Raw genomic sequence first — 14,633 nt, 5'->3', positions numbered from 1 at the left:
GATGAAGCTGAAATGGATAACAATTTCGAACGCATGTTAGAGACAATGAAACAACCCAACCCAGGTACCGATGGCACTTTCAAGTGGCGCTTGGATTCAGAGCTCGACTGGACCGAAGCGACCACTGCTCGCGCGGAACTTTGGAGTCTTTCTGGTGGACGGAAAAAATGGTGCGTGTATGCCCGGACAGGCTCCCACCTAACAAATGACCTTTTCCACTATATATTCCAGTTTGACTACATTGACGATAACGTTATTGACAAGACACTTAATCTAGGAGAGCAGGGTCTTACCTTTGAACATTATTACTCAATCGGCAATCCAAAATACAACGTAATAGATGCACTATCTGCTAAAGTCTCTATCAAACTCGATCCGAAGAACAACACTTTTAAGGGTCACTTTGAAGCGACATTCGGCTCCAACGTCAAATCTCCGAACGGCGAATTCGACTTAACAAGGCAACCAGTCTAAAGTTAATGACGTGGCAGGCTATCCCAACTAGTGGTAGCTACCCCCCACAATGGATGAGTGCACATTATCCATTGTGGGGTTACTCACAATGAGGCCATGAGTGCTGTCGAAAGATTCACTGGAGAAACGCCGCCACCCGACTCGCCGCCGAAGCCAAATGCTGCTCATGGGTAAACCCCGAAGCCTTCAACGGCTTCAAATCATGATCCCCCGCCACCAGCCAGAACACTTCGATGCTCGGTGACAACGCATAACCCTCGACCGCCTCACGATTACCCAACGCATCGCGCTCGCCCTGCACGATCAGCGTCCGCGTTTTCAATCCAGCCAAATGTTCGACCCGCGGTTTCTCCGGTTTGCCCACGGCATAAAACGGATAGCCCAGGCACACCAGCGCGTCCGCGCCCAGTTCATCGGCGAGCAAACTGGCCATGCGCCCGCCCATGGACTTGCCGCCAATGGCCAGCGGCCCAGTGACATGACGTCGCACTTCGCCGAACACCTCACGCCAGCATTCCAGCAGTTTCGCCGCCGGATTCGGCGGGCGTTTGCTGTCATCGACACGCCGCTGAGCCATGTACGGAAATTCAAAGCGCAGCACGTTGACGCCGTGTGCGGCAAGGCGTTGCGCCATGTCGCTCATCCAGTCGCTGTCCATCGGAGCGCCGGCGCCGTGGGCCAGGATCAGTGTCGCCGAGGCCTTGCCGCTGGCGGCATCCCACAACCATCCGTGATCCCGCACGCACTGCGCCCATTGATCCCCGTCAATACCGGCCTTGTGCTGTTTGTCCATGCTTGCCTCGCTTTTAGTCTGCCTATAACTCCGGCCAAAGGGTGCGCTTGCACACTTGGGCTGAACCGTGGATGGGGAACCATGAACACTTCTATCAGTACCGCCTACAACTATAAGGTGGTCCGCCAATTCGCCATTATGACGGTGGTGTGGGGCATCGTCGGCATGGGGCTCGGGGTTTTTCTCGCTGCCCAGTTGGTCTGGCCGGAACTCAACTTCAATTTGCCCTGGACCAGCTTCGGCCGCCTGCGCCCGCTGCACACCAACGCGGTGATCTTCGCCTTCGGCGGTTGCGCCCTGTTCGCCAGTTCGTTTTATTCGGTGCAACGCACCTGCCAGGCCCAGCTGTTTGCACCGAAAATCGCCGCCTTCTGTTTCTGGGGCTGGCAACTGGTGATCCTGCTGGCGGCCATCAGCCTGCCGCTGGGCTACACCAGTTCCAAGGAATACGCCGAGCTGGAATGGCCGATCGACATCCTGATCACCATCGTCTGGGTCGCCTACGCCATCGTGTTCTTCGGCACGATCATGCAGCGCAAGACCAAACACATTTATGTGGGTAACTGGTTCTTCGGTGCCTTCATCGTCACCGTGGCGATCCTGCACATCGTCAACAACATGGAGTTGCCGGTCAGCTTCACCAAGTCCTACTCGCTGTACTCCGGTGCCACCGACGCCATGGTGCAATGGTGGTACGGGCACAACGCCGTGGGCTTTTTCCTCACCGCCGGCTTCCTCGGGATGATGTATTACTTCGTGCCGAAACAGGCTGAGCGTCCGGTGTACTCCTATCGCCTGTCGATCGTGCACTTCTGGGCGCTGATCACCCTGTACATCTGGGCCGGCCCCCACCACCTGCACTACACCGCCTTGCCGGACTGGGCGCAGTCGCTGGGCATGGTGATGTCGCTGATCCTGCTGGCGCCAAGCTGGGGCGGGATGATCAACGGCATGATGACCCTGTCGGGCGCCTGGCATAAGTTGCGCAGCGATCCGATCCTGCGTTTCCTCGTGGTGTCGCTGGCGTTCTACGGCATGTCGACCTTCGAAGGGCCGATGATGGCGATCAAGACGGTCAACGCCCTCTCCCACTACACCGACTGGACCATCGGCCACGTGCACGCCGGCGCGCTCGGCTGGGTCGCGATGATTTCCATCGGCGCGCTGTACCACATGATCCCGAAAATCTTCGGTCGCGCGCAGATGCACAGCATCGGCCTGATCAACGCGCATTTCTGGCTCGCCACCATCGGCACCGTGCTCTACATCGCCTCGATGTGGGTCAACGGCATCGCCCAGGGCCTGATGTGGCGCGCCGTCAACGAGGACGGCACGCTGACCTACTCCTTCGTCGAAACCCTGGTGGCCAGCCACCCTGGCTTCGTCGTGCGACTGGTGGGCGGGGCGATCTTCTTCAGCGGCATGTTGCTGATGGCCTACAACACCTGGCGCACCGTGCGGGCCTCGCAGCCTGCCGAAGCCGCCGCTGCCGCGCAGATGGCCTGAGGAGTCCGCCATGAAACACGAAACTATCGAGAAAAACGTCGGCCTGTTGCTGCTCCTGATGATCCTGGCCGTGAGCATCGGCGGCCTGACCCAGATCGTCCCGCTGTTCTTCCAGGACGTGACCAACAAACCGGTGGAAGGCATGAAGCCCTACACCGCGCTGCAACTGGAAGGCCGCGACATCTACATCCGCGAAGGCTGCGTCGGTTGTCATTCGCAGATGATCCGCCCGTTCCGCGCCGAGACCGAACGCTACGGGCACTACTCGGTGGCCGGCGAAAGCGTCTGGGACCACCCGTTCCTCTGGGGTTCGAAACGCACCGGGCCGGACCTGGCCAGGGTTGGCGCGCGTTACTCCGATGACTGGCACCGCGCGCACTTGTACAACCCGCGCAACGTGGTGCCGGAATCGAAGATGCCGGCCTACCCGTGGCTGGTGGCCAACGCGGTCGACAGCAACCACACCGAAACCAAGCTCAAGGCCATGCGTACCCTGGGCGTGCCCTATACCGACGACGACATCGCAAGCGCAGCCGAGTCGCTCAAGGGCAAGTCCGAAATGGACGCACTGGTTGCCTACCTGCAAGTGCTCGGCACTGCGATCAAGAGCAAGAGGTGAGCCATGGTCGTTGAAATGAGCACTGGAATGATCCGCGGCCTGGGCACGGTCGTGGTGTTCGTGGCCTTCGTCGGCCTGACGCTGTGGGTATTCAACGGCAAGCGCAGCGCGCAATTCGCCGAAGCGCGCCTGCTGCCGTTCGCCGACGAGCCACACCCCGAGATCCCCGAAGAATCCGCCACAAGGAGCACCCGGCCATGACCACTTTCTGGAGTACGTGGATCTGCGTACTGACCATCGGCAGCCTGATCGGCCTGACCTGGCTGCTGATCGGCACCCGCAAGGGCGAAACCAAGGGCAGCGTCGACCAGACCATGGGCCACAGCTTCGACGGCATCGAGGAGTACGACAACCCGTTGCCGCAATGGTGGTTCATGCTGTTCGCCGGCACCCTGGTGTTTGCCGTCGGTTACCTGATCCTCTATCCGGGCCTTGGCAACTGGAAAGGCATCCTGCCCGGCTACGCCAACGGCTGGACCGGCGTGCACGAGTGGGAAAAGGAAATGGACCGGGCCGACGCCCGATTCGGGCCGATCTTCGCCAAATTCGCTGCCATGCCGCTGGAGGAAGTGGCCAAGGACCCGCAAGCGCTGAAAATGGGTGGACGGCTGTTCGCCTCCAACTGCTCGGTGTGCCATGGCTCGGATGCCAAGGGCGCGTTCGGCTTCCCCAACCTGGCAGGCAGCGACTGGCGCTGGGGCGGCGAGGCCGACACCATTAAGGCCACCATCCTGGGTGGACGCATGGCGGCGATGCCGGCCTGGGGTGAAATCCTCGGCGAAGCTGGGGTGAAGAACGTTGCCGCTTATGTCCGTCATGAATTGGCAGGCCTGCCATTGCCAGCGGACAGCAAGGCCGACCTGCAAGCCGGACAGCAAGCGTTCAGCAGCACCTGCACCGCCTGTCACGGGGCCAATGGCCAGGGCACGGCAGCCATGGGCGCGCCAAACCTGACGCACTCGGCCGGTTTCATCTACGGCACGGGGTTGACCCAGCTCGAGCAGACCATCCGCCATGGTCGCCAGGGTCACATGCCGGCGCAGAATGAGCTGCTCGGCAACGATAAAGTACAGTTGCTTGCGGCTTATGTGTACAGCCTGTCACACGGATTGAATACAGAAAACCTGCAAGTCGAAGGCAAAAAGCAATAGTTCGCAACACCCCCACTGCCGCATTCTTTCGGATGCGGCAGTTCCCTGCCCCTTTGCGACCCATTGTCGCACCCTTCCAAACCTCCCCTTTCGAATCCCCGGATTCGGGTCTACGCTTGATCGATGGGGACTGGCCCGTGCCGGTTCCAGGTCTTCCTTGCACGATGTGTTCAACCAATCGGCCGATTGAAAGGCCGCAAAGGCAGGTAGATACCGGCTGTCGAGCCAAATGCCGTCGGTCGGCGATCAGGCCTTTTCAACACACCCCGTTACAAGTGACCTGAACCCCCTCGCTTCTTCCGTTCCCTGCGACATTTTGTCCGAGGCCAATTTTGACCCTACGCGGCGCATGGAAAGGCCGCAGAATCAGCATTTGAAAGCATTGACCCAGGTCATGGCGCGTTGCAATGACCCCCTGCTTTCTACATACTTGCGGCCGATTTTTAATCCTAATAAAACACCCAAACCGTGGAACCTTAGAATGAGCACAGCAATCAGTCCGACTGCTTATAACTATAAGGTAGTCCGCCAGTTCGCCATCATGACGGTGGTCTGGGGGATCCTTGGCATGGGGCTCGGTGTCTTCATCGCCTCGCAACTGGTCTGGCCGGAATTGAACTTCGGTCTGCCCTGGACGAGCTTTGGACGCCTGCGCCCGTTGCACACCAACCTGGTGATTTTCGCCTTCGGTGGTTGTGCACTGTTTGCCACTTCCTATTACGTCGTGCAGCGAACCTGCCAAACGCGACTGATTTCCGACAGCCTCGCGGCCTTCACCTTCTGGGGTTGGCAAGCGGTGATCGTCGGCGCCATCGTTACCTTGCCGCTGGGTTACACCACCACCAAGGAATACGCTGAGCTGGAATGGCCGATCGCCATTCTGCTGGCCATCGTCTGGGTTACCTACGGCCTGGTGTTCTTCGGCACCATCGTCAAGCGCAAGACCAAGCACATCTATGTGGGCAACTGGTTCTACGGTGCCTTCATCGTCGTGACGGCGATGCTGCACATCGTCAACCACATGTCGCTGCCGGTCAGCCTGTTCAAGTCCTACTCGGCCTACTCGGGTGCAACCGACGCGATGATCCAGTGGTGGTACGGCCACAACGCCGTAGGTTTCTTCCTGACCACGGGCTTCCTGGGGATGATGTACTACTTCGTGCCGAAACAGGCCGAGCGTCCGATCTACTCCTATCGCCTGTCCATCGTGCACTTCTGGGCGCTGATCACCCTGTACATCTGGGCCGGTCCTCACCACCTGCACTACACCGCTCTGCCGGACTGGGCTCAGTCCCTGGGCATGGCCATGTCGATCATCCTGCTGGCACCAAGCTGGGGCGGCATGATCAACGGCATGATGACCCTGTCGGGCGCCTGGCATAAGCTGCGCACCGACCCGATCCTGCGGTTCCTGGTGGTGTCCCTGGCGTTCTACGGCATGTCGACCTTCGAAGGGCCGATGATGGCGATCAAGACCGTCAACTCGCTGTCGCACTACACCGACTGGACCATCGGCCACGTACACGCCGGCGCGCTGGGCTGGGTAGCGATGATCTCGATCGGCGCGATCTACCACATGATCCCGAAACTGTTCGGTCGCGCGCAGATGCACAGCATCGGCCTGATCAACACGCACTTCTGGCTCGCGACCATCGGTACCGTGCTGTACATCGCTTCGATGTGGGTCAACGGCATCACCCAGGGCCTGATGTGGCGTGCAATCAACGACGACGGCACCCTCACCTACTCCTTCGTCGAAGCACTGCAGGCCAGCCACCCTGGCTTCATCGTGCGTGCCCTGGGCGGTGCGTTCTTCGCCGCCGGCATGCTGTTCATGGCCTACAACGTATGGCGTACCGTACGTGCCTCGAACCCGGCAGAAGCTGAAGCTGCCGAACAGATTGCTGTAGTTGGAGCTCACTGATGAAGCATGAAGCAGTCGAGAAGAACATTGGCCTGCTGGCCTTCTTCATGGTTATCGCCGTCAGTGTCGGCGGCCTGACCCAGATCGTTCCGCTGTTTTTCCAGGACGTCACCAACAAGCCGGTCGAGGGCATGAAGCCCCGCCCGGCCCTTGAACTGGAAGGCCGCGACGTCTACATCGCCAACGGTTGCGTCAGCTGCCACTCGCAGATGATCCGCCCGTTCCGTGCTGAAACCGAACGTTACGGCCACTACTCGGTCGCCGGTGAAAGCGTGTGGGACCACCCGTTCCTGTGGGGTTCCAAGCGTACCGGTCCGGACCTGGCCCGTGTCGGCGGTCGTTACTCCGATGACTGGCAGCGTGCGCACCTGTACAACCCGCGCAACGTGGTGCCTGAGTCGAAAATGCCGGCCTACCCGTTCCTCGTGGAAAACAAGCTCGACGGCAAGGAAACCGCGAAGAAAATGGAAGTCTTGCGCACGCTCGGCGTCCCTTACACCGACGAAGACATCGCCGGTGCACAGGATGCCGTGAAGGGCAAAACCGAAATGGACGCGCTGGTGGCCTATCTGCAAGGCCTGGGCACCATCATCAAAAGCAAACGGTGATCTAAATGGATATCGGGATGATTCGTGGCCTGGGCACCGTCGTCGTGATGGTGGCCTTCGTCGGTCTGGCGTTGTGGGTATTCAGTCCCAAGCGCAAGTCGGAGTTCGAAGACGCGACCTTGCTGCCTTTTGCGGATGATCCCGAAGCCATCAAGCACGTCGAGCAAGCTTCTAGGAGTAACAAAGAATGACTACATTCTGGAGTCTGTATGTCACAGTCCTCAGTCTCGGTACGATCTTTTCCCTGACCTGGCTGCTGCTGTCGACCCGCAAGGGCCAGCGCAGCGAGGCGACCGAAGAGACGGTCGGCCACTCCTTCGACGGGATCGAGGAGTACGACAACCCCCTGCCGAAATGGTGGTTCATGCTGTTCGTGGGCACCATCATCTTCGCCCTGGGTTACCTGGTGCTGTACCCGGGCCTGGGCAACTGGAAAGGCCTGCTGCCGGGTTACAACTACCTGGATAACGAGAAGCAGACCGCGTTCGCCAACGGCCAGACCGGCTGGACCGGCGTTCACGAGTGGGAAAAGGAAATGGCCCGCTCGGACGCCAAGTTCGGTCCGATCTTCGCCAAGTTCGCTTCCATGCCGATCGAAGAAGTGGCCAAGGACCCACAGGCGCTGAAAATGGGCGGCCGCCTGTTCGCCTCCAACTGCTCGGTCTGCCACGGTTCCGACGCCAAGGGTGCCTATGGCTTCCCTAACCTGACCGACGCCGACTGGCGCTGGGGCGGCGAGGCGGAAACCATCAAGACCACCATCATGGGCGGCCGTCACGCGGTGATGCCGGCGTGGGCTGAAGTGATCGGCGAGCAAGGCGTGGCGGACGTTGCCGCTTTCGTCCTGACCAACCTTGATGGCCGCAAGCTGCCGGAAGGCACCAAGGCCGACCCGGTTGCCGGGCAGAAACTGTTCGCGGCCAACTGCGTGGCGTGCCATGGTCCGGAAGGTAAAGGCACCCCGGCGATGGGCGCACCCGACCTGACCCACCCGGCCGCGTTCATCTACGGTTCGAGCTTCGCGCAACTGCAGCAGACCATCCGTTACGGCCGTCAGGGCCAGATGCCTGCGCAAGAGCAGATGCAGGGCAACGACAAGGTTCACCTGCTGGCCGCTTACGTCTACAGCCTGTCGCATGGCGAGAAGGCTCCGGTGGCGGACGCCCAGTAAGGCAAACGCTTGATGCAACAAAAAACGGCCCCTCCAATGTGAATTGGCGGGGCCGTTTCTATTGTGGCTTACGCTCGTCTATAGATGCCCACGACTCATTCTGGCAGCAATGGGCAACGGCAACCCAAGCGTATTCAATGCCTGCATGAACCTGGGAGAGACTCATGCACGCCCGGCAGCTTATGGAAGGCGACCGCCGCCCAAGGAGTCCAGGCCACCCGTTCCGCGCTTGTTGTCAGCAGCAATCCCCCTGGGGCGGGCTTTATCGATAGAAGACTCAATCGTGTGAGTCGTGGTACTGGACGTCGTCTGAGGAGCTGGAGCCGTGCAACCGGTCACAGGTTTCGGCTCCGGGGTGACCTGTGGCTCGGCAGCCGGGATTTGCGCAGCGGTGGGTTCATCTTCATGATGGGTCATGGTTACTTTTCCTTAAGTAAATTATTGAATGTTCAAGCTGCGACCTGGTTACTGTCGCCGATCCAAAGTACGCATTTCATATTGACGATGCCATCCAGCATTGTTCTCAAACTATTACCCGGACCATAAGCCCTGAAATCGTCCAGGGTGGATAAAGGGCAAAAGCGAATTGTCTATAGTCAAGTGACCTGCATCATGTTTTGTTACATTCGCTACACCATTGTTGATTTTTCCCCAACGCGACCAAAGGTCGCACCCTTGAGCTAGAGCGACAGGCGTATCATTGGGCCACTGCGACACCTCTTTTTGACCGCGGTCGGCACGTACTGACCGAGGCATTTTTCCACTGCCGTGGGATGCAATGATGAGCAACCAGATTCCGGTACACGACGTCACTCCACCCGCCAAGAACGCGAACAACAGCGTCGACCTCTACGCCTCCAGGGAAAAAATCTACACCCGTGCCTTTACCGGCATTTTCCGCAACCTGCGAATGGCAGGCGGTGCCGCGCTGTTCCTGTTGTATTTCGGTACGGTGTGGCTCAACTGGGGCGGGCACCAGGCCGTCTGGTGGAACCTGCCTGAGCGCAAGTTCTTCATCTTCGGTGCCACCTTCTGGCCCCAGGATTTCATCCTGCTGTCCGGCATGCTGATCATCGCCGCCTTCGGCCTGTTCTTCATCACGGTGTACGCCGGCCGGGTCTGGTGCGGCTACACCTGCCCGCAGAGCGTGTGGACCTGGATCTTCATGTGGTGCGAAAAGGTCGCCGAAGGCGACCGCAACCAGCGCATCAAACTCGACAAGGCGCCGATGAGCGCCAACAAGTTCCTGCGCAAATTCAGCAAGCACAGCCTGTGGCTGTTGATCGGTTTCGTGACCGGCATGACTTTCGTTGGCTACTTCTCGCCGATTCGCGAACTGGTGATTCAGTTCTTCACCGGCGAGGCGGATGGCTGGTCGTATTTCTGGGTCGGTTTCTTCACCCTCGCCACCTATGGCAACGCCGGCTGGCTGCGCGAGCAGGTGTGCATCTACATGTGCCCGTACGCACGCTTCCAGAGCGTGATGTTCGACAAGGACACGCTGATCGTCTCCTACGACCCGCGCCGTGGCGAAAGCCGTGGCCCGCGCAAGAAAGGCATCGACTACAAGGCCCAGGGCCTGGGCGACTGTATCGACTGCACCATGTGTGTCCAGGTCTGTCCGACCGGGATCGACATCCGCGACGGCCTGCAGATCGAGTGCATTGGCTGCGCGGCGTGCATCGATGCCTGCGACGCGATCATGGACAAGATGGAGTACCCGCGTGGCCTGATCAGCTACACCACCGAGCACAACCTGTCCGGGCAGAAAACCCATAAGCTGCGCCCGCGCCTGATTGGCTATGCCGTGGTGCTGATGGCGATGATCGGTGTGCTGGTGACCGCATTCTTCATGCGTTCACTGGTCGGTTTCGACGTCAGCAAGGACCGCGTGCTGTACCGTGAGAACGCCGAAGGCCGGATCGAGAACGTCTACAGCCTGAAGATCATGAACAAGGACCAGCGCGACCACAGCTATGTGCTCGAGGCCACCGGCCTGCCGGACCTCAAGCTGCAAGGCCGGCGTGAGATCAAGGTGGCGGCCGGCGACATCATCAGCCAGCCGGTCGAACTGTCGGTGGCCCCGGAACAATTGCCGTCGAGCACCAACGAGGTGAAATTCATCCTCAAGGACGCCGATGACGCCAGCATCCACGTTGAAGCCAAGAGCCGATTCATCGGCCCACAAAATCGTTGAGAGAAGTGATCATGCCCTCAGCAACTGCCGCAAGTCCCTGGTACAAGCACCTTTGGCCGTGGATCATCATCGGGATCCTGGCCTGCTCGGTGACCCTGACCTTGTCCATGGTGACCATCGCGGTGAAAAACCCGGACAACCTGGTCAACGACAACTACTACGAGGCTGGCAAAGGCATCAACCGTTCGCTCGACCGTGAACTGCTGGCGCAGACCCTGTTGATGCGCGCCAGCATTCGCCTGGATGACGTGACCGGTGAAGTCGACCTGCGCCTGAGCGGCAACAGCCAGCCGGCGACGCTTGAGCTGAACCTGATCTCGCCGACGCAACCGGAGAAGGACCGCAAGATCACCCTCACCCGCAGCGACACTGAAACGGGCCGCTACATCGGCCAGCTGAGCGACAAGATCGAAGGCCGCCGCTTCATCGAATTGCTCGGCAGCCAGGATGACCACATCTGGCGCATGTTCGAGGAAGAACTGGTCAACCACGACAAAGAGCTGCTGCTGGGTGACGAGCCGCTGCAAGGCGCGGAAGACCTGAAGAAATAGAAAGCTGCGCTTCGCGCTTCAATGTAGGAGCTGCCGCAGGCTGCGATCTTTTGATCTTGCTTGTTAAGATCAAAAGATCGCAGCCTCGTTTCACTCGTCAGCTCCTACAGGGATAGCGCCCTCCCCGGACAATTTTGAATGACCACCCCAACCCCCTGCTACCACTGCGCCCTGCCCGTCCCGGCCGGCAGCCGCTTCACCGCCGCCGTGCTCGGGGAGTCCCGCGAATTCTGCTGCCCGGGCTGCCAGGCCGTGGCCGAGGCCATTGTCGCCGGCGGGTTGGAGAGCTATTACCAGCATCGCAGCGAAGCCTCGGCCAACCCCGAAGCACTGCCGGTGCAATTGGTCGATGAACTGGCGCTGTACGACCGCGCCGACGTGCAGCAACCCTTCGTTCGCCACGAAGGCGAACTGGCCGAAACCACCCTGCTGATCGAAGGCATCAGTTGCGCCGCCTGCGGCTGGCTGATCGAGAAACACCTGCGCACCTTGCCGGCGGTTGCCGAAGCACGCCTGAACCTGTCCAACCATCGCCTGCACGTGCGCTGGGCCGACGCGCAATTGCCGCTGAGCCGGGTGCTCGCCGAGCTGCGCCACATCGGCTACGCCGCCCACCCCTACCAGGCCGACCGCGCCAGCGAACAACTGGCCAGCGAAAACCGCCTGGCCCTGCGCCAGCTCGGCGTGGCCGGGTTGCTGTGGTTCCAGGCGATGATGGCGACCATGGCCACCTGGCCGGAATTCAACATCGACCTCAGCCCCGAGCTGCACACCATCCTGCGCTGGGTCGCGCTGTTCCTGACCACGCCGATCGTGTTCTACAGCTGTGCGCCATTCTTCAAGGGCGCCATGCGCGACCTGCGCACCCGGCACCTGACCATGGACGTTTCGGTGTCGCTGGCCATTGGTAGCGCCTACATCGCCGGAATCTGGACCTCCATCACCGGGGTCGGCGAGCTGTATTTCGATGCCGTCGGCATGTTTGCGCTGTTTCTGCTGGCCGGGCGCTACCTGGAACGGCGCGCCCGGGAACGCACCGCCGCCGCCACCGCGCAACTGGTCAATCTATTGCCCGCTTCATGCCTGCGCCTGGGTGGCGACGGCCAGAGCGAGCGCATCCTGCTCAGCGAACTGCGGGTCGGCGATCAGGTGCTGGTGCATCCGGGGGCGATCCTGCCGGCCGACGGCAAGATCCTCGACGGCCAGTCAAGCATCGACGAGTCGCTGCTGACTGGCGAATACCTTCCGCAGCCACGCACCCCGGGCGACGCCGTCACCGCCGGTACACTGAATGTGGAAGGCCCGTTGACCGTCGAAGTCCTGGCCCTGGGTCAGGACACCCGCCTCTCGGCCATCGTGCGCCTGCTCGACCGCGCCCAGGCGGAAAAACCGCGCCTGGCGGAAATCGCCGATCGTGCCGCGCAATGGTTCCTGCTGCTGTCGTTGATCGCCGCCGCCGCCATCGGCCTGCTGTGGTGGGAGCTGGACCCTTCGCGGGCGTTCTGGATCGTGCTGGCGATGCTGGTCGCGACCTGCCCCTGCGCGCTGTCCCTGGCCACGCCCACCGCCCTCACCGCTGCCACCGGCACCTTGCACAAGCTGGGTTTGTTGTTGACCCGCGGCCATGTGCTGGAAGGATTGAACCAGATCGACACGGTGATTTTCGACAAGACCGGCACCCTCACCGAAGGTCGCCTGGCGCTGCGCTCGATCCGCCCCCTCGGCACTCTCGACAGCGACCAGTGCCTGAGTCTCGCCGCGGCCCTGGAGAACCGTTCCGAACACCCGATTGCCCGCGCTTTTGGTCGCGCGCCGCTGGCCGCCGAGGACGTTCACAGCACGCCGGGGCTTGGCCTCGAAGGGCAGGTCGGCGCGCAACGCTTGCGCATCGGCCAGCCCGGTTTTGTCTGCGCACTCAGCGGCGCTGCCGTGCCGGCCATTCCGGACGAAGCCGGCCAATGGCTGCTGCTCGGCGATAGCCAGGGGCCGCTGGCGTGGCTGGTGCTCGACGACCGTCTGCGCGCCGATGCCCCTGCCCTGCTCGCCGCCTGCAAGGCACGCGGCTGGCGCACCCTGTTGCTGTCCGGCGACAGCTCGCCGATGGTCGCCAGTGTCGCGGCCGAGCTGGGTATCGACGAGGCCCGTGGGGGCCTGCGCCCGGACGATAAACTGCAGGTCCTGCAACAACTGCACAAGGAAGGCCGCAAGGTGCTGATGCTCGGTGACGGGGTCAACGATGTTCCCGTCTTGGCCGCCGCCGATATCAGCGTGGCCATGGGCTCAGCCACGGACCTGGCCAAAACCAGCGCCGACGCCGTGCTCCTGTCCAACCGTCTCGATGCCCTGGTGCAAGCCTTCAGCCTGGCACGGCGCACCCGTCGGGTGATCATCGAGAACTTGCTGTGGGCGGGGCTGTACAATGGCCTCATGTTGCCGTTCGCCGCCCTCGGCTGGATCACGCCTGTGTGGGCCGCGGTCGGCATGTCGATCAGTTCGTTGACCGTGGTGCTCAACGCCCTGCGCCTGACTCGCCTGCCGAGCGCGCCGACTGCCCGCACCACGCCAGCAACCCGCCCGCTGCCGGCCTGAGCCGCGCGGGCATGGAGTCCAGATGCCAGCTCTCTACGTGATGATTCCGGCCGCGCTGTTGATCGTGGCCATCGCCGTCTACATCTTCTTCTGGGCGGTCGACAGCGGTCAGTACGACGACCTCGACGGCCCGGCCCACAGCATCCTGTTCGACGACCAGGACCCGAACCACACCGCGGCGGTCGACGAGGCCAGCGGCCACCCGCCGAAACCCGACGACAAGGCGCCGCCCCATGCTTGAATTGGCGCCGCTGCTGGTATCGGCGCTCATCCTCGGCCTGCTCGGTGGCGGGCATTGCCTGGGCATGTGCGGCGGCTTGATGGGCGCATTGACGCTGGCTATCCCCAAGGAGCAACGCAGCCGCCGCTTTCGCCTGCTGCTGGCCTACAACCTGGGGCGCATCCTCAGCTACGCCGCCGCCGGCCTGTTGATCGGCCTGGCCGGCTGGGCGGTGGCCAACAGTCCCGCGGCGATGTTCATGCGTGTGCTCGCCGGCCTGCTGCTGATCGCCATGGGCTTGTACCTGGCCGGCTGGTGGAGCGGGCTGACGCGCATCGAAAGTGTCGGTCGCGGCCTGTGGCGGCATATCCAGCCGGTGGCCAACCGCCTGCTGCCGGTGTCGAGCCTGCCCCGCGCGCTGCTGTTGGGCACGCTCTGGGGCTGGCTGCCGTGCGGCCTGGTCTACAGCACCTTGCTGTGGTCGGCCAGCCAGGGCAATGCGCTGGACAGTGCGTTGTTGATGTTGGCGTTCGGGCTGGGGACCTGGCCTGTTTTGCTCGCTACGGGGCTGGCGGCTGAACGGGTGACGGCGTTGTTGCGTAAACGCAGCGTGCGCATGGCGGGCGGGTTGTTGGTGATGTTGTTTGGGATCTGGACCTTGCCGGGGCCGCATCAGCATTGGCTCATGGGGCATTAAAAGCATAAGATCGCAGCCTGCGGCAGCTCCTACATGGGATGGCATTACACCTGTAGGAGCTGCCGAAGGCTGCGATCTTTTGATCTTGATCCTCCTTGATGCAAATCAAGATGCCCCACCCCGCCCTCGCATA

Annotated in this window: 16 protein-coding genes; 14 read left to right on the top strand and 2 right to left on the bottom strand. The window is 61.4% G+C overall.

Annotated elements, in window-relative coordinates; genetic code table 11:
* Positions 1 to 12: 12 nt before the first annotated feature.
* Entirely contained in the window at positions 13 to 474 is a 462-nt protein-coding gene (locus DKB71_RS09465) for a hypothetical protein (RefSeq protein WP_408600165.1), read from the top strand.
* A 115-nt stretch (positions 475 to 589) separates the two neighbouring features.
* On the opposite strand, the gene DKB71_RS09460 is transcribed toward DKB71_RS09465, so the two are convergent.
* Positions 590 to 1,267: an alpha/beta fold hydrolase gene (locus tag DKB71_RS09460; RefSeq protein WP_408600164.1), complete on the bottom strand. Its 678-nt coding sequence runs from the start codon at positions 1,265 to 1,267 to the stop codon at positions 590 to 592.
* Positions 1,268 to 1,348: 81 nt separating this feature from the next.
* Between DKB71_RS09460 and ccoN (DKB71_RS09455) the strand changes: the two genes are divergently transcribed.
* The 8 genes from ccoN (DKB71_RS09455) to ccoP (DKB71_RS09420) all read left to right on the top strand — a co-directional run bounded on the left by ccoN (DKB71_RS09455) (position 1,349) and on the right by ccoP (DKB71_RS09420) (position 8,246).
* Positions 1,349 to 2,773 carry a cytochrome-c oxidase, cbb3-type subunit I gene (gene ccoN / locus DKB71_RS09455; RefSeq protein ID WP_323608432.1) on the top strand — a complete coding sequence of 475 codons (1,425 nt, stop codon included), beginning with the start codon at positions 1,349 to 1,351 and terminating at the stop codon, positions 2,771 to 2,773.
* Positions 2,774 to 2,783: 10 nt separating this feature from the next.
* The gene (ccoO, locus tag DKB71_RS09450) at positions 2,784 to 3,392 is read left to right on the top strand and encodes a cytochrome-c oxidase, cbb3-type subunit II (protein WP_274077978.1); all 609 of its coding nucleotides are present in this window, start codon (positions 2,784 to 2,786) and stop codon (positions 3,390 to 3,392) included.
* Positions 3,393 to 3,395: 3 nt separating this feature from the next.
* Positions 3,396 to 3,593 (top strand): CcoQ/FixQ family Cbb3-type cytochrome c oxidase assembly chaperone, encoded by a 198-nt coding sequence (locus tag DKB71_RS09445; RefSeq protein WP_323627763.1) that lies wholly within the window; start codon positions 3,396 to 3,398, stop codon positions 3,591 to 3,593.
* Positions 3,590 to 4,543, top strand: coding sequence for a cytochrome-c oxidase, cbb3-type subunit III (gene ccoP, locus DKB71_RS09440; RefSeq protein ID WP_408600162.1), 954 nt, complete (start codon positions 3,590 to 3,592; stop codon positions 4,541 to 4,543). The genes DKB71_RS09445 and ccoP (DKB71_RS09440) overlap by 4 nt, the downstream gene beginning before the upstream one ends.
* Before the next feature lie 481 nt (positions 4,544 to 5,024).
* Entirely contained in the window at positions 5,025 to 6,467 is a 1,443-nt protein-coding gene (ccoN, locus tag DKB71_RS09435) for a cytochrome-c oxidase, cbb3-type subunit I (RefSeq protein ID WP_274077975.1), read from the top strand.
* Complete coding sequence (gene ccoO / locus DKB71_RS09430) at positions 6,467 to 7,075, top strand: cytochrome-c oxidase, cbb3-type subunit II (protein WP_274077974.1); 609 nt, start codon at positions 6,467 to 6,469, stop codon at positions 7,073 to 7,075. Before ccoN (DKB71_RS09435) ends, ccoO (DKB71_RS09430) begins: the two co-directional genes overlap by 1 nt.
* A gap of 5 nt (positions 7,076 to 7,080) precedes the next feature.
* Positions 7,081 to 7,266 carry a CcoQ/FixQ family Cbb3-type cytochrome c oxidase assembly chaperone gene (locus tag DKB71_RS09425; protein ID WP_032831505.1) on the top strand — a complete coding sequence of 62 codons (186 nt, stop codon included), beginning with the start codon at positions 7,081 to 7,083 and terminating at the stop codon, positions 7,264 to 7,266.
* Positions 7,263 to 8,246 carry a cytochrome-c oxidase, cbb3-type subunit III gene (gene ccoP / locus DKB71_RS09420; protein ID WP_408600160.1) on the top strand — a complete coding sequence of 328 codons (984 nt, stop codon included), beginning with the start codon at positions 7,263 to 7,265 and terminating at the stop codon, positions 8,244 to 8,246. Before DKB71_RS09425 ends, ccoP (DKB71_RS09420) begins: the two co-directional genes overlap by 4 nt.
* Positions 8,247 to 8,426: 180 nt before the next feature.
* Here ccoP (DKB71_RS09420) and DKB71_RS09415 read toward each other — a convergent pair whose 3' ends face one another.
* Positions 8,427 to 8,663: a hypothetical protein gene (locus DKB71_RS09415; protein ID WP_408600159.1), complete on the bottom strand. Its 237-nt coding sequence runs from the start codon at positions 8,661 to 8,663 to the stop codon at positions 8,427 to 8,429.
* Between the two features lie 364 nt (positions 8,664 to 9,027).
* On the opposite strand from DKB71_RS09415, the gene ccoG reads away from it, so the two are divergent.
* The 5 genes from ccoG (at position 9,028) to DKB71_RS09390 (ending at position 14,500) form a co-directional block, all read left to right on the top strand.
* Complete coding sequence (gene ccoG, locus DKB71_RS09410; protein WP_408600158.1) at positions 9,028 to 10,443, top strand: cytochrome c oxidase accessory protein CcoG; 1,416 nt, start codon at positions 9,028 to 9,030, stop codon at positions 10,441 to 10,443.
* Between the two features lie 11 nt (positions 10,444 to 10,454).
* Positions 10,455 to 10,994 (top strand): FixH family protein, encoded by a 540-nt coding sequence (locus DKB71_RS09405; protein WP_408600157.1) that lies wholly within the window; start codon positions 10,455 to 10,457, stop codon positions 10,992 to 10,994.
* A gap of 138 nt (positions 10,995 to 11,132) precedes the next feature.
* Positions 11,133 to 13,583 (top strand): heavy metal translocating P-type ATPase, encoded by a 2,451-nt coding sequence (locus DKB71_RS09400; RefSeq protein WP_408600156.1) that lies wholly within the window; start codon positions 11,133 to 11,135, stop codon positions 13,581 to 13,583.
* Positions 13,584 to 13,605: 22 nt separating this feature from the next.
* Positions 13,606 to 13,824: a cbb3-type cytochrome oxidase assembly protein CcoS gene (gene ccoS / locus DKB71_RS09395; RefSeq protein ID WP_008057874.1), complete on the top strand. Its 219-nt coding sequence runs from the start codon at positions 13,606 to 13,608 to the stop codon at positions 13,822 to 13,824.
* A complete protein-coding gene (locus tag DKB71_RS09390; protein WP_323627768.1) occupies positions 13,817 to 14,500 on the top strand; it encodes a sulfite exporter TauE/SafE family protein in 684 nt (227 codons plus the stop codon). Before ccoS ends, DKB71_RS09390 begins: the two co-directional genes overlap by 8 nt.
* Positions 14,501 to 14,633: the final 133 nt, after the last annotated feature.

It is taken from the genome of Pseudomonas sp. PLMAX, assembly GCF_046042685.1.
Taxonomy (GTDB): Bacteria; Pseudomonadota; Gammaproteobacteria; order Pseudomonadales; family Pseudomonadaceae; genus Aquipseudomonas; species Aquipseudomonas putida_AE.
This window is presented reverse-complemented; position numbering and strand designations above follow the sequence as displayed.

Coding starts and splice junctions, on each gene's coding strand:
- ccoP (WP_408600162.1), top strand. CDS start 3,590: ATGACCACTTTCTGGAGTACGTGGATCTGCGTACTGACCATCGGCAGC.
- DKB71_RS09415 (WP_408600159.1), bottom strand. CDS start 8,663: ATGACCCATCATGAAGATGAACCCACCGCTGCGCAAATCCCGGCTGCC.
- DKB71_RS09425 (WP_032831505.1), top strand. CDS start 7,081: ATGGATATCGGGATGATTCGTGGCCTGGGCACCGTCGTCGTGATGGTG.
- DKB71_RS09405 (WP_408600157.1), top strand. CDS start 10,455: ATGCCCTCAGCAACTGCCGCAAGTCCCTGGTACAAGCACCTTTGGCCG.
- DKB71_RS09445 (WP_323627763.1), top strand. CDS start 3,396: ATGGTCGTTGAAATGAGCACTGGAATGATCCGCGGCCTGGGCACGGTC.
- DKB71_RS09390 (WP_323627768.1), top strand. CDS start 13,817: ATGCTTGAATTGGCGCCGCTGCTGGTATCGGCGCTCATCCTCGGCCTG.
- ccoN (WP_274077975.1), top strand. CDS start 5,025: ATGAGCACAGCAATCAGTCCGACTGCTTATAACTATAAGGTAGTCCGC.
- DKB71_RS09400 (WP_408600156.1), top strand. CDS start 11,133: ATGACCACCCCAACCCCCTGCTACCACTGCGCCCTGCCCGTCCCGGCC.
- ccoO (WP_274077978.1), top strand. CDS start 2,784: ATGAAACACGAAACTATCGAGAAAAACGTCGGCCTGTTGCTGCTCCTG.
- ccoG (WP_408600158.1), top strand. CDS start 9,028: ATGAGCAACCAGATTCCGGTACACGACGTCACTCCACCCGCCAAGAAC.
- DKB71_RS09460 (WP_408600164.1), bottom strand. CDS start 1,267: ATGGACAAACAGCACAAGGCCGGTATTGACGGGGATCAATGGGCGCAG.
- ccoO (WP_274077974.1), top strand. CDS start 6,467: ATGAAGCATGAAGCAGTCGAGAAGAACATTGGCCTGCTGGCCTTCTTC.
- ccoP (WP_408600160.1), top strand. CDS start 7,263: ATGACTACATTCTGGAGTCTGTATGTCACAGTCCTCAGTCTCGGTACG.
- DKB71_RS09465 (WP_408600165.1), top strand. CDS start 13: ATGGATAACAATTTCGAACGCATGTTAGAGACAATGAAACAACCCAAC.
- ccoN (WP_323608432.1), top strand. CDS start 1,349: ATGAACACTTCTATCAGTACCGCCTACAACTATAAGGTGGTCCGCCAA.
- ccoS (WP_008057874.1), top strand. CDS start 13,606: ATGCCAGCTCTCTACGTGATGATTCCGGCCGCGCTGTTGATCGTGGCC.